10 protein-coding genes are annotated in these 13,953 nt (G+C 72.9%); 7 read left to right on the top strand and 3 right to left on the bottom strand.

Going from position 1 to position 13,953, the window contains the following annotated elements:
• Nucleotides 1–26: 26 nt before the first annotated feature.
• Nucleotides 27–2,291 carry a catalase gene (locus Ato02nite_RS20235; RefSeq protein ID WP_213008137.1) on the bottom strand — a complete coding sequence of 755 codons (2,265 nt, stop codon included), beginning with the start codon at nucleotides 2,289–2,291 and terminating at the stop codon, nucleotides 27–29.
• A 217-nt stretch (nucleotides 2,292–2,508) separates the two neighbouring features.
• On the opposite strand from Ato02nite_RS20235, the gene Ato02nite_RS20240 reads away from it, so the two are divergent.
• Nucleotides 2,509–2,922: a CBS domain-containing protein gene (locus tag Ato02nite_RS20240; protein WP_213008138.1), complete on the top strand. Its 414-nt coding sequence runs from the start codon at nucleotides 2,509–2,511 to the stop codon at nucleotides 2,920–2,922.
• Nucleotides 2,923–2,976: 54 nt separating this feature from the next.
• On the opposite strand, the gene Ato02nite_RS20245 is transcribed toward Ato02nite_RS20240, so the two are convergent.
• Together Ato02nite_RS20245 and Ato02nite_RS20250 are read right to left on the bottom strand one after the other, a co-directional pair.
• The gene (locus Ato02nite_RS20245; protein ID WP_213008139.1) at nucleotides 2,977–4,215 is read right to left on the bottom strand and encodes a sensor histidine kinase; all 1,239 of its coding nucleotides are present in this window, start codon (nucleotides 4,213–4,215) and stop codon (nucleotides 2,977–2,979) included.
• Between the two features lie 10 nt (nucleotides 4,216–4,225).
• On the bottom strand, nucleotides 4,226–4,930 hold the full coding sequence (locus Ato02nite_RS20250) for a DUF998 domain-containing protein (RefSeq protein ID WP_213008140.1): 705 nt from the start codon (nucleotides 4,928–4,930) through the stop codon (nucleotides 4,226–4,228).
• A 124-nt stretch (nucleotides 4,931–5,054) separates the two neighbouring features.
• Between Ato02nite_RS20250 and Ato02nite_RS20255 the strand changes: the two genes are divergently transcribed.
• From Ato02nite_RS20255 to Ato02nite_RS20280, 6 genes are all read left to right on the top strand, one after another.
• On the top strand, nucleotides 5,055–8,258 hold the full coding sequence (locus Ato02nite_RS20255; protein WP_213008141.1) for an ATP-binding protein: 3,204 nt from the start codon (nucleotides 5,055–5,057) through the stop codon (nucleotides 8,256–8,258).
• Between the two features lie 35 nt (nucleotides 8,259–8,293).
• Nucleotides 8,294–9,088 carry an ABC transporter ATP-binding protein gene (locus Ato02nite_RS20260; protein WP_246607239.1) on the top strand — a complete coding sequence of 265 codons (795 nt, stop codon included), beginning with the start codon at nucleotides 8,294–8,296 and terminating at the stop codon, nucleotides 9,086–9,088.
• A complete protein-coding gene (locus Ato02nite_RS20265; protein ID WP_213008143.1) occupies nucleotides 9,085–9,846 on the top strand; it encodes an ABC transporter permease in 762 nt (253 codons plus the stop codon). Before Ato02nite_RS20260 ends, Ato02nite_RS20265 begins: the two co-directional genes overlap by 4 nt.
• 4 nt (nucleotides 9,847–9,850) lie before the next feature.
• Nucleotides 9,851–10,630, top strand: a complete 780-nt coding sequence (locus Ato02nite_RS20270; RefSeq protein ID WP_213008144.1) for a MerR family transcriptional regulator — start codon at nucleotides 9,851–9,853, stop codon at nucleotides 10,628–10,630.
• Between the two features lie 75 nt (nucleotides 10,631–10,705).
• Nucleotides 10,706–11,458, top strand: a complete 753-nt coding sequence (locus Ato02nite_RS20275) for an ABC transporter ATP-binding protein (RefSeq protein ID WP_213008145.1) — start codon at nucleotides 10,706–10,708, stop codon at nucleotides 11,456–11,458.
• Nucleotides 11,455–13,920, top strand: a complete 2,466-nt coding sequence (locus Ato02nite_RS20280) for an ABC transporter permease (RefSeq protein WP_213008146.1) — start codon at nucleotides 11,455–11,457, stop codon at nucleotides 13,918–13,920. Before Ato02nite_RS20275 ends, Ato02nite_RS20280 begins: the two co-directional genes overlap by 4 nt.
• The last annotated feature ends 33 nt before the right edge of the window (nucleotides 13,921–13,953 follow it).

Raw genomic sequence — 13,953 nt, forward strand, 5'->3', positions numbered from 1 at the left:
CTGATCCGCGGGGCGGCGGATCCCGTCTAGCTGATCGTGGCCGGGAAGCGTTCCCAGACCCGGTGGGCCGGCAGCAGTTGCTGCAGGGCGGCAACGGCGGCCTCGCCCGTTTCCGCCACCAGGACGCCGGGGGTGCCGGCCGTTGCGGTCGTCTCCAGGACGGTCGCGCCGGCGCCCCAGGCGACGATGGCCTTGGCGTGCCGCCAGGTCTCCTCCACCAGCAGCAGCACCCGCGGGTCGATCGCGGCGCCCGCCGGCTTCGCCCCGGCCTTGGCGTCGCGGGCCGGAATAGCGTCCGGCGCCGGGGCCGGCGCACCGGCCAGGATGATCGCGTCGAACTCGACCGAGCGGGCCGTGGCGAACGTGCGCTGCACCGGCAGGTCGCCGACCTTGCCACCGTGCGCGGCGATCAGCAGCGGCACCATGCCGGCCGCGAACACCGCGTCGCGCACGTCATCGAGGTCGGCTTCGAGGGCGTCGGCGTCCACGACGATGCCGATGGTGCGCCCGTCCGACGGCCACTGCTCGCCGATCTGGGAGAGCACCGGGCTCGGCGTGACCTCGGCCAGCGCCTGGGTCGGCTCCGGGGCGGGCAGGCCGAGACCGGTGGCGACCTGCTCGCACAACACCGGGTCGACGTTGGCCAGGCACTGCAGCTGACGCTCCTTGATCGTCTGCTCGTAGCACTTGCCCAGCTCGAACGTGTAGGCGCGGACGATGTGCTCCTTCTCGATCGGGCTCATGCTCTGCCAGAACAGGCGGACCTGGCTGTAGTGATCGTCGAAGGACACCGGGTTCGCCCGGATCTTCGGAGCCTCGGTGACCGTCACCGGAACGTCGAGGAACGCCTGCTGGGCGTCGCCCGCCTCGAACGGGTTGCCGCCGTCCAGCGAGTTCGGGCGGTAGGGCGCGACCCCGCCGTGCACGGCCTGCTGGTGGAAGCCGTCCCGGAGCATGTCGTTGACCGGGGCGTGCGGCCGGTTGATCGGGATCTGCGGGAAGTTCGGCCCGGCGAGCCGGGTGAGCTGCGTGTCCAGGTAGGAGAACAGCCGGCCCTGCAGCAGCGGGTCGTTGGTGACGTCGATGCCCGGCACCAGGTTGCCGAGGTGGAACGCGACCTGCTCGGTCTCGGCGAAGAAGTTCGTCGGCGTCCGGTTCAGGACAAGGCGACCCACCGGTTGTACGGGCGCCAGCTCCTCCGGAACGATCTTGGTGGGGTCGAGCAGGTCGATCCCGCCGAACGTCTCGTCCGGGGTGTCCGGGAACAGCTGCAGGCCCAGTTCCCACTCGGGGAACGCGCCCGCCTCGATGGCGTCGTACAGATCGCGGCGGTGGAAGTCCGGGTCCAGCCCGGCCAGCATCTGCGCCTCCTCCCACTCCAGGGAGTGCACGCCCAGCTTCGGCTTCCAGTGGAACTTCGCCAGGGTGGTCTCGCCGGCCGCGTTGACCAGCCGGAACGTGTGGACGCCGAAGCCCTCCATGGTGCGGTACGACCGCGGGATGCCGCGGTCGGACATGTTCCAGATGGTGTGGTGCTGCGCCTCGGTGTGCAACGAGACGAAGTCCCAGAAGGTGTCGTGCGCGCTCTGCGCCTGCGGGATCTCCCGGTCCGGGTGCGGCTTGGCGGCGTGGATGATGTCCGGGAACTTGATCGCGTCCTGGATGAAGAACACCGGGATGTTGTTGCCGACCAGGTCGAACGTGCCCTCGTCGGTGTAGAACTTGGTCGCGAAGCCACGGGTGTCCCGCACGCTGTCGGCCGATCCCCGGGAGCCGAGAACGGTGGAGAACCGCACGAAGACCTGCGTCTCCTTGTCCTTGGCGAGGAAGCCGGCCCGGGTCACCTCGTCGGCGGTGCCGTAACCGGTGAACGTGCCGTGCGCACCGGTGCCGCGGGCGTGCACGACCCGCTCCGGGATGCGCTCGTGGTCGAAGTGCGTGATCTTCTCGCGGAAGTGGTGGTCCTGGAGCAGGATCGGCCCGCGCGGGCCCGCCTTCAGCGAGTGATCGGTGTCGCGCAGGCGCGCACCCTGCGCCGTGGTGAGAAAGGCGCCCTGCTGGCTGTTGGCCGTGGGCGGCAGACCGGTTTCGAGCCCGGTGGGCGTGACGGTGTCGGGGCTGCCCTGCTCGCTCTTCGGCGGCAGCGGGTCCTGCGGGGTGGTCGGCTCCTCCAGGCTCGGCACCCCGCTGCCCGGAGAACCCGGAATCGTGTCGCCCCGCACATCGGCCACCTTCGCCGCGGCCGCCTCGACGACGTCCTTGATCACGCGTCCCGGCTTGGAGCTATCCATCTGAACCGTCCTCGTTGTTGCTTACTGACAAGTATTGACGGCTCGGATACCCCAGAACGGGCGGACATAACGCGTCGCCAACGAGGGATTTCGCCCCTTTCGCGGGGTCTTTGTGCCACCTTCGGCGACTTCGAGCCCGCACGATAGTTCTGCGGGTGAGCGGGTAGTCACGGCAGGTATCCACCGACGATCCGCATCCACGGAAGGAGCCCCGGTCATGACGACCGCCCGCGAGATCATGACACCCGACGCGACCTGTGTCGGCGAGAACGAGAGCCTGGCCGACGCCGCCCGCAAGATGGCCGAGCTGAACGTCGGCTCCCTGCCGATCTGCGGCAGCGACGACCGCCTGAAGGGCATGGTCACCGACCGCGACATCGTCGTTCAGGCGATCGCGAAGGGCCGCGACCCGAACAGCGTCACCGCCGGCGAGCTCGGGCAGGGCAAGCCGGTCACCATCGGCGCCGACGACGACGCGGCCGAGATCCTGCGCACCATGGCCGAGCACAAGGTCCGCCGCCTCCCGGTGATCGACGGCCACAAGCTGGTCGGCATCGTCGCCGTGGCGGACGTGGCCCGCGCCCTCCCCGACCGCCCGGTCGGCGACCTGATCGACGCCGTCAGCGTCTGACCCCCACCCAGCACGCCTCCGGGCCCCGGCCCTCGGGCCCGCGCCCGGCAGGCATCAGGGTGGCATCGGGATCTCCACCCGTAGCCGGGTGGGACCGCCCGGTGGGCTGGACAGGGCGACCGCGCCGTCCACGGCGGCGACGCGGTCGGCCAACCCGACCAGCCCGGAACCGCTCGACGGGTCGGCACCGCCGCGGCCGTCGTCGTGCACCTCGAGGACCAGGCGGTCGCCGGTCACCTCAGCCGTCACGGCCGCGCGGCCGGCAGCGCTGTGTTTCGCCACGTTGGTCAGCGCCTCGACCACCACGAAGTAGGCGGTCACCTCGACCGCTGACGGCAGCCGGCCGGGCAGCCGGATCCGCACGTCGACCGGCACCGGCGCGGCGCTCGCCGCCTCCCCCACCGCGGCCTCCAGACCACGATCGGTCAGGACCTTCGGATGCACGCCCCGGATCAGCTCACGCACGTCGGTCAGGGCCTGTCTGGCCAGCTCGTGGGCCCGCGCGAGCTGATCGTCGGCAACCGAACCGGCGGGCAGCTCGAGGCGGGCCATGCCCAGCTGGATGGTCAGGGCGACGAGACGCTGCTGGGCGCCGTCGTGCAGGTCGCGCTCGATGCGCCGCCGCTCCAGCTCGAACGCGTCGACCAGCCGGGCCCGCGACTGCGTCACCTCGACCAGCCTGGTGTCGGCGTCGTGGATGCGCGGCGCCAGGATCGCCCGGGCCATGGCCGCGCGGGCACCGGCCCACGCGGTCACCGGATAGGCGGCGATGACGGCGAGCGGAATGCCGGCGAAGGCGAGCGGCACCGAATAGTAAAGCGGCTCGTCGTCGATGTAGAACGGGCCTAGGAGCAGGATCGACGGCAGATAGATCGCCAGGCCGACGACGAGAGCGTCCATCCAGCAGAGCATCAGCGCGGACAACATCGTGTAGCCCAGCTCGCGCCACGTCGCCTGCTCGCGCAGCCGCAGCGTCACCCAGGCCCGGATGCCGGCCCGCGGCGCCGGCCGGTGCGGATCGGGCAGCGCGTTGTTGTCGACCAGCCGCATCCGCCACCGCTCGAGCCGCCCGACCGCCACCCCGGAGAGAACCGTCGCGAGGTAGCCCGCGATGCCGACGACCACGACCGACAGCACGATCCCGGCCAGCACGAGGCCCAGGACCGCGAGGATGGTCGCGAACCCCAGCAGCGCGCCACCGGCCAGATAGGCCAGTGACCGCCATGGCCAGGCCGAGCACAGGAAGTGCGTCGGCCGCATCGTCAGCGCCTCGAGCGCGTTGCGAACCGGCATGGGGGCGACGCTACCGGCGCCGCGCACCCCTGTCGGTAGTGCTGGATATACCTTCTCGGGTCGTCCTCAGGGCGGCTCCCAGGACGATGAAGCCGATCAGGTACGGGTAGATGACGCCGCGTTCGACGAGGCCGATGAGGACGTCGGCGCCGGAGCCGAGGTCGGCCACGAAGGCCACCAGCGACACGAAACCGAGTGTTCCGAGCCCCACCAGCACCCGGCCCACCCGGCGGGGGACGCCGAGCAGCCGGTGCGCCCGCCCGAGGAGGATCGCCAGCACGTTGCCGCCCACGAACGCCGTGAAAGCGCCCAGCCCGTGATAAGCGCCGGTGCCGTCGTCGAGCGCTTCGGCGGATCCGGGGAACAGTCCCACCAGCACGCTGCCGACCGCCAGCAGCGCGGCCGTCACGACCAGCGCCCACCGCCGCCGGACCGGCAGTCCCCGCAGCATCAGGACACCGGCCAGCACGGCCGGCCCGAACAGCACGAAGCCGGTGTTCATCACCCAGGCGAGCGGCGAGTACATGAACTGCCCGAACGCGGTCGAGGGGCCGTGCACCCCGAGATCGCTGATCCAGTGGTAGGTGTAGCTGTAGGGCGGATCGGTCCACGCCGCCGCGGCGATGAACTCGGCCACGAAATAGATGGCCCCGCCGGCCATGAGTGCCCGGCCCGCCGCCCGGCTCAGGGGTGCCTCGGACTTGATGTCGCTCACCGTTTCCTCCGTCGTTCGTGCTGGTGGTGCGAAGACTCCGGCCGGTCGCTGACACGCGGCAAACACGGGGCAAACACGGCCGCCTGATTTGGGCCGGTGCCGGCGAGCGCGCGAAGATCAGGCCATGGACCGGGGTGTACGGCTACGCGTCACGCTGCTCGGCGCGTTCCAGGTGTCGGTCGGCGACACCGTCCGGCCGGTACCGGGCGCTCGGCTGCAGGGCCTGCTCGTCCGGCTGGCGCTGGCCGGCGGACGCGCGGTCGAGCCCGGCGTGCTGGTCGACGCGATCTGGGCGGACCAGCCGCCGTCCGGTCCGGCCGCCGCCCTGCAGACCCTCGTCTCCCGGCTGCGCCGCGCCCTCACCCCGGCCGGCGCGACCCCGGGCCTGGTCGAGCCGGTCGCCGGCGGCTACCGGCTCGCCGTCGACCCGGCCGACGTGGACGCGCTGCACTTCGAGCAACTCGCCGCCACCGGCCGGGAACGGCTGCGGGCCGGCGCCCCGCAGGCCGCGCACACCGCGTTCACCGAGGCCGCGGCGTTGTGGGGGGACCGTCCCGGCGCCGAACCCGCGGTCGTCGCGTCGGTGGCGCCCACGGTGGCGACCCGCCTGGCGCAGGTGTCGATCGAGGTGGTCGCCGACCTCGCCGAGGCCGAGCTGTCGCTGGGCCGGGTCGAGACGGCCGCCACCCGGCTGACCGGGTTGCTGGCCGAGCAGCCGGTCCACGAGCGGGCGGCAGCGCTGCTGATGGACGCGCTCGCCGCCGCCGGCCGCCAGGCCGAGGCGCTCGCCGTCCACGAGCGGATCCGCGAGTCGCTGGCCGACATCCTCGGCGCCGACCCGGGCACCGCCCTGCGGGAACGACATCTGCGCCTGCTGCGCCCCGGCCCGGCGCCGGCGGCACCGGCGGCCGAATCCGGCCGGGCCCGGCCGCCCGGCCTGCCCGCGCCGCTGACCAGCTTCATCGGGCGCGACGACGATCTCGCCCGGATCGGCGCCCTGCTCGCCGCCGGCCGCCTGGTCACCGTCCTCGGCCCGGGCGGTGCCGGGAAGACCCGGCTCGCGCTGGAGGCCGCCCGCCGGCACCGCGACGGGGCGTGGCTCGTCGACCTCGCGTCCGTCACCGAACCGGCCAAGGTCGCCGCGGCCGTGCTCGCCGGCATCGGGCTGCGCGGCGGCACGATGCTCGACAGCCGCAAGCCGGCCGACGGGGACGAGCTCGACGTTCTCGCCGGCGAGCTCGGCGGCCGGGAGAGCCTGCTGCTGGTCGACAACTGCGAGCATCTGATCGACGCGGTGGCCCACCTCGTCGCGGCTCTGCTGTCCCGCTGCCCCGGCCTGCGGGTTCTCGCCACCAGCCGCGAACCTCTCGCGGTCGACGGCGAGGCGCTCGTGCCCCTCGGGCCGCTGACGCTGCCCGAGCCGGGCGACGGCCTCGAGGAATCCCGGCGTACGGCATCAGTGCGCCTCTTCGTCGAGCGCGCCGCCGCCGTACGCCCCGGATTTGATCTTTCTCCGTTGACGTTGTCGCAGGTCATTGAAGTGGTCCGCAGCCTGGACGGCATGCCGCTGGCCCTCGAACTGGCCGCCGCCCGGTTACGGACGCTGTCGCTGGCCGACCTGGCCGGCGGGCTGTCCGACCGGTTCCGGCTGCTCACCACCGGCAGCCGCACCGCACCGCCCCGGCACCGCACCCTGCGGGCGGTCATCGCCTGGAGCTGGGACCTGCTCGACGACCACGAACGCACCGTCGCGGAACGGATCTCGGTGCTGCCCGGCGGCGTCACGCCCGCCTCGGCCGCCGCCGTCTGCACCGGCACCACCGTGCCCGCGGCCGCGATCCCGGACCTGCTCGCCACGCTCGTCGACCGATCGTTGCTGCAGCTCGCGCCGGTCGCCGGTCGCTATCGCATGCTGGAAACCATCCGCGAGTACGGCGCCGACCGGCTGACCGGCAGCGGCGACCTCGGCACCGCCGGTGACCTGGCCGCCGCCCACGTCACCGAACTGGTGGCCCGGCACGACCCGCAACTGCGCGGGCCGGGCCAGCCGGCCGCCATGCGGATCATCGGCGCCGAGTACGACAACGCGATCGCCGCTCTGCGCCACCGGTGCGCCACCCATGACCCGGCCGGCGCGATCAGCCTCGCCCTGACCCTGACCTGGTATTGGCAGATGTCCGGCCGGCAGACCGACGGCGCCTACTGGCTCGGCGAGGCTCTGGCGGTGCCCGGCGGCGGCCCTTCGCCCGAACGGGACTGCGCCCGAGCCGTCTACCTGCTCAACCGGGCGGACACCCAGCCGGGGGGCACCGCCGGGCAGGCTGCGGACGACCGGGCCGAGATGCGCGAGCTGGCCGGCCGGCTGCTCGATCGTCCGGAGCTGCCCGGCCACTACCGGGTGTTCGGCCCGGTCCTGCTCTTCCTGCTGGATCCGGCCGCCGCTCTCGGGATCTTCCAGGACCTGGCCGGCGGCGACGACGTGTGGCTGTCCGGCCTGGCCCACATGTTCCTGGCCGAGATCGCCGAGAACGCGGGCGAGCCGACCCGGATGCGGGCCCACGTGGAGGCGTCGCTGGCCGGATTCCGGCGGGCCGGCGATCGCTGGGGTCAGGCCGCCACCCTGCCGATGCGCGCCCAGCTCCGGCGCTACGACGACCTCGACGGCGCCCTGGCCGACCTGCGCGAGGCCGGAACGCTGGCCGCCGAGTTCGGCGGGCTCAGCCTCGGCGACCAGCTCTACAGCGACCTGCGCTGGATCGACCTGCACCTGCGGCGCGACGACACCGACCGGGCGATCGCGATGATCGACGCCGCCCGGGAGCGCGCGCTGCACGGCTCCGCGACGGACATGCTGGTCCTGATCGACACGCGGGAGGCCGGCCTCCGGGTGCGACTCGGCGACCTCGACCGGGCCGGCGAGTTGCTCGACCAATTGCTGGTCGGCGGCGCCACCGACCAGGCCCGGTCGCTGGTCGGCGGCGCCCGGGCCGCGCTCTGCCTGGCCCGGGGCGATCTGGCCGGTGCGGACGAGGCACTGCGGCAGGCGTACGCGGCCGCGCTGGCCACCCGGGAACTGCCGGTCCTGTCGCTGGTGGCGGTGCACGTGGCCGAACTCGCCGCGATACGCGGGCAGCGGCACGAGTCGGCCATGCTTCTCGGCGCCGCCGCCCGGCTGCGCGGCCTGGACGACCACACCGATCCGCGGATCCGCGAGCTCACCCGCGAGGGCCGGGCCGCGCTGGGCCCGGCGGAGTTCGCCGCGGCGTACGCGAAAGGCTGGGAGCTGGACCCGGAGACGGCCGCGACCGTGGTCGGCCGTCAGGCTTGACCCTGACGCTGCGTCAACCCTCCATGCTGGCAGGCATGAGCGTTCCTCCGACCAGCAATCAGGTTCAGCAGCCTGCGATCTCGGTGCAAGGGCTGGAGAAGTCCTACCAGGAGCTGCGGGTACTGCGCGGCGTGGATCTCGACGTGGCGCGGGGCAGCATCTTCGCCCTGCTCGGGTCGAACGGGGCGGGCAAGACCACGGTGGTGCGGATCCTGTCCACGCTGCTCAAGGCGGACGCCGGGACGGCCCGGGTGAACGGCTTCGATGTCGCCGCGCAGGCCGCCGAGGTACGGGAGTCGATCAGTCTCACCGGGCAGTTCGCGGCGGTCGACGAGATCCTCACCGGCCGGGAGAACCTCGTCCTGGTCGCCCGGCTCAGGCACCTCGAGGATCCGGGCGCGATCGCGGACGGCCTGCTCAAGCGTTTCTCGCTGACCGAGGCCGGCGCCCGGCGGGCGGCGACGTACTCCGGTGGCATGCGCCGCCGGCTGGACATCGCGATGAGCCTCATCGGGAACCCGCCGGTCATCTTCCTCGACGAGCCGACGACCGGGCTGGACCCGGAGGCGCGCATCGAGGTGTGGCAGGCGGTCGAAGAACTCGCCCGGGGTGGCACCACCGTGCTGCTCACCACGCAGTACCTGGAGGAGGCGGAACAGCTGGCCGACCGGATCGCGATCCTGCACCAGGGCCGGATCATCGTCGACGGAACGCTGGCCGAGCTCAAACAGCTGCTGCCGCCGGCCAAGGTGGAGTACGTCGAGAAGCAGCCGTCCCTCGAGGACGTCTTCTTCGCGGTCGTCGGCGACGCCGCCCGGGACGACAAATGAGGACGTATTTCTTCGCCGACACCGCCGTCCTCACCGGCCGGACCATGCGCCACGTCACCCGCAGCATGGACACCATCATCACCACCGCGATCACACCGATCGCCATGATGCTGCTGTTCGTCTACGTGTTCGGCGGCGCGATCGACACCGGGTCGGCCTCGTACGTGAACTACATGCTGCCCGGTATCCTGCTCATCACCATCGCGTCGGGTATCTCCTACACCGCGTTCCGGCTGTTCAACGACATCCAGGGCGGCATCTTCGAACGCTTCCAGTCCATGCCGATCGCCCGGTCGGGCGTGCTGTGGGCGCACGTCCTCACCTCGCTGGCCGCCAACCTGATCTCGCTCGTACTGGTCTTCCTGGTCGCCCTGCTCATCGGCTTCCGCACCGGGGCGGGCGCGCTCGCCTGGCTCGCGGTCGTCGGCATCCTCGTCCTGTTCACCCTCGCGCTGACCTGGCTCGCGGTGATCCCGGGCCTGACCGCGAAGTCGGTGGAGGGTGCGAGCGCGTTCGCCTACCCGCTGATCTTCCTGCCGTTCATCAGCTCGGCCTTCGTGCCCACCGCCACCATGCCCGGCCCGGTGCGCGCCTTCGCCGAGAACCAGCCGGTGACCTCCATCGTCAACACCATCCGGGACCTGTTCGCCCGGCAGCCGGTCGGCCACGACGTCTGGATCGCCCTCGGCTGGTGCGTCGGCATCCTCGTCGTCGCCTATATCCTCGCCACCATGTCCTACCGTCGCCGGATCTCCTGAGCGCATGCTGACGATCGGCCAGGTGGCGGCCTATGCCGGCGTCACCGTGCGGACGGTGCGGCACTATCACCAGATCGGCCTGCTGCCCGAGCCGGAACGGGACGCCTCGGGCTACCGGCGGTACACCGCGAGCGCCGTGGTGTCGCTCATCAAGGTCCGCACCCTGGCCGGCGCCGGTGTCCCGCTGTCCGAGATCGGCCCGATGCTCGAGGCCGGCCCGGCCGCCTTCGCCGAGGCGATCGACCGGATCGACCACCACCTGCGCGGCGAGATCGACCGGCTGGAGACCAGCCGTACGCAGATCTCGCAGCTCACCGCCGGGGACAGCCTGGTGCTCCCGGCGGAGGTGGCCGACTACCTCGAAAGTCTCCGCGGGATCGGGACGTCGGAACGGATGGTGCGGGCCGAGCGAGACGGGTGGATCATCCTCGCCGCCCGCTGGCCCGATAGCGTCCACGAGTTCATCAAGGCCAAGTACGCGCAGCTCGAGGACCCGCAAGTGGTCCGGCTCTACCGCCTCCTGTCGGAAGTTCTCGACACCGACACGGTCGACGACTCGCGCCTGGGGGAAGTCGCCGACATCATGGTCGGCCTGGCCGAGCAGGCCGACGCCGCCGGCGAGGTCGGGATGGGTGAGCTGGAGCAGGACGAGGTTCCGTTCGATCTGCTGGACGGGCTGGCCGACGAGTCCGACCCGCGGGCCGAGCGGCTGCGCGGAAAGATGCGCGAGCGTGGCTGGAGCGGCTGGAACCGGATGAGGCGGCTGCCGGAGCCATCTCCGTAGGTAGTGCTGGATATACCGTCAAGACTCCATCCAGCACTACTGTGCCGCCGCCACCGACCCGGTTAGCTGGTCGCCATGACGAGGGCGAACACACCTCCGGCCGTCGAGCTGCGGGGTGTCTCCAAGACCTATGGTTCCGGCGAGCGTGGGGTGGCCGCGCTGAGATCGCTGGACGTGGTCTTTCCGGCGGGCACGTTCACCGCGGTGATGGGCCCGTCCGGGTCGGGCAAGTCGACGCTGCTGCACTGCGCGGCCGGCCTCGACCGGGCCACCGGCGGCGAGGTGATCATCGACGGCACGCCGGTGGGCGGGCTCTCCGAGCGGGCGCTGACCAGATTGCGGCGGGCCCGGGTCGGGTTCGTCTTCCAGGCGTTCAACCTGATCGCGGCCCTGACCGCCGCGCAGAACGTGGCGCTGCCGCTGCGCCTGGCCGGCCGGAAACCGGAGCCGGGCGAGGTCACCGCGATGCTGGGCGAGGTCGGGCTGGCCGACCGGGCCGGTCACCGGCCGGGCGAGCTGTCCGGCGGCCAGCAGCAGCGGGTGGCGATCGCGCGGGCCCTGGTCACCCGCCCGGCGGTGCTGTTCGCCGACGAGCCGACCGGTGCGCTCGACGCCGCGTCGGGCCGTGAGGTGCTGCGGCTTCTGCGGGCGGCGGTCGACCGGCACGACCAGACCGTCGTGATGGTCACGCACGACCCGTTCGCGGCCGCGCACGCCGACCGGGTGGTGTTCCTGGCCGACGGCCGCCTGGTCGATTCGCTGGACGGCCCGGCCGGTGCCCAGGAGATCGCGGTCCGCACCGCCCACCTGGAAGAGGTCATGTCATGAGGCTCGCCTGGGACATGGTGCGGCATCGGTTCGCCGGTTTCGCCGGCACGTTCGTGGCGATCGCCCTGGGCGTGGCGGTGGTGGCCGGCTCCACCACGATCTACCTGTCGTCCCGGCCCGAGGCACCGGAACGATATTCGGCGTCATCGGTGCTGGTCCGAGCCCCGTCGGTGGGCAAGAACAGCTACGGCGAGCCGGAATACCAGTCGTGGACGGCAGCCGAGGCGACCCGGTTGTCGGCCCGGCTGGCCACGCTGCCGGGCGTGACCGCGGCCGCCGCCGACCCGGTCTTCTACGTGCAGCGGGTCGTCGCCGGGCGGCCGACCGGCGATCCCGAGGCGGCCCTGCTCGATGGGCACGCCTGGTCCTCGGCGCAACTCGGCGGTTACCGGCTCTCCGCGGGCACACCGCCGCGGCGGCCGGGCGAGGTCGCGGTCGCCGGTGCCGCGCCCGGCAGCCGCATCGAGGTGCTGACCGCCGCCGGCCCGGCCACCTGGACCGTGACCGGCACGGTCGGCGGTCCCGGCTTCTACGTCGCCGACCAGGCCGCCCTCCGCATGTCACCGGGCGTGCGCGTCATCGGCCTGACCGTCGGCGGCGATGCCGCCGGGGTCGCCGCGGCGGCGCGCGGTGTGGTCGGCCCGGCGGGCGAGGTGGTGACCGGCCACGAGCGCAACTCGCTGGAGGCGACCGCCGTCACGCGGGTGCGCTGGCTCGGCGCGCAGCTGCTGATCGCGATGGTCGGCCTCGGCGCCTTCGTCGCGATCTTCGTGGTGGCCTCGACGTGCGCGCTGAGCGCCGCCCAGCGGCGCCGCGAGATCGGCCTGCTGCGGGCGGTCGGCGCGACCCCCGGCCAGGTGCGCCGGTTGATGTATGCGGAGACGCTCGTCGTCTCCGTCCTGGCCTCCGCCGTCGGCCTTCCGCTCGGGGCACTGACCGCTCCCCTGCTGGCCGGCCCGTTCGTCGACGCGGGGCTGGAACCGGCCGGCTTCGCCGTCACCCCGCAGCCGCTCGCCCTGGCCGGTTCGTTCGTCCTCGGCGTCGTGGTCGCCCTGGCCGGCGTCGGTGCCGCAGCCCGGCGGGCGAGCCGGGTGCCCGCGCTGGACGCCCTGCGGGAGGCGGCCGTCGAACGACGGGCGATGACCCCGGTGCGCTGGATCGCCGGTGCCGGCGCGGCGGCACTCGGCGGCTTCCTGCTGGCCGAGATGCCGTCGATGCCGGCCACCGACCAGTCCACGGCGGGCCTCGGCGCCGCGATGCTGCTGCTGACCGCGGCGGCGCTGCTGGCACCGGTGGTGATCGTGCCGCTGGTGCGGGTGGTGACCTGGCCGTGGCGCCGGGCCGCCACCGGCATGCTGGTCCGCGAGGGCACCCTGGTCGCCGTTCGCCGAGTGGCATCCACGGCGGCGCCGGTGCTGCTGACGGTCGGCTTCACGGTCCTGCTGACCGGCACGGTCGCCACGATCGACGACGTGCAGGGCTCGGCCGAGGCCGACAAGATCCCGGCCGCCACGGTCCTCGCGCCCGACGGCACCCCCGGCCTGACCGAGGCCGCCGTCGCGGCTCAGCCGGGCGCGTCGCAGCTGCCCACCCGCGTCCTGATCACCCACCGCGGCACCACGGCCGGCTACCCCGCCGCCGGCGCGTCACCAGCCGACCTCACCGCCGAGCCCGGCCCGGCCGGCAACACGCCCGCCGACACGGGCAACAGCGCAGGCCGCGACGACGACCCAACCGGCAGCGGCAGCGGCAGCGGCAGCGGCAGCGGCAGCGGCAGCGGCAGCGGCAGCGGCAGCGGGATGGTGCTCGACAAGGCCACCGCCGCCAAGTTGCGGGCATCCGTCGGTGAGACCGTTGACCTGCGGTGGGCGGACGGGACCACCTCGCGGATGGAGGTGCGGTCGATCAGGGCGGAGGCGGGGCCCGGCATTCTGGTCCCCCGTGAGCTGGCCCGCCGGCACGATCCGGCCGCTTTGACCGAAGCGGTCCTGCTCAGCGGCACGCCGGTCGCCTCGGTGGGGGCACGGGCCATGACGGCGCGGGACTACGTGCAGGTCGACATCGACGACGAAGGCGAGCTCGTCGATCTGTTCCTGGTGGTGCTGATCGGCCTGACCGTGGGCTACACGGGTCTCGCCGTGGCCAACACCCTGTTGATGGCGACGGCCGCCCGCCGACCCGAGTTCCGCACCCTGCGGCTGTCCGGAGCGTCGGGCGGCCAGATCCTGCGGGTCACCTCGGCCGAGGCGCTGCTGGCCGTCGCCGTCGGCACCCTGCTGGGCGGCGCCGTGGCCGCGGCCTCGCTCGGCGGCGTCCGCGCGGCAGTCGAGGCGGAGCTGGACCGCCCGGTTCCCCTGGTCATCCCGTGGGGCACCGCCACCGCGGTGATCGTCACCTGCGCCGTGGTCGCCCTGGCCGCGACCGCGCTGCCGGTCGTGCGCGGGACGAGGGCAGCGACGTGAATGTACGCCGATTACTCAGTGAACATGGCCCGT

It is taken from the genome of Paractinoplanes toevensis (assembly GCF_018332695.1).
Taxonomy (GTDB): domain Bacteria; phylum Actinomycetota; class Actinomycetes; order Mycobacteriales; family Micromonosporaceae; genus Actinoplanes; species Actinoplanes toevensis.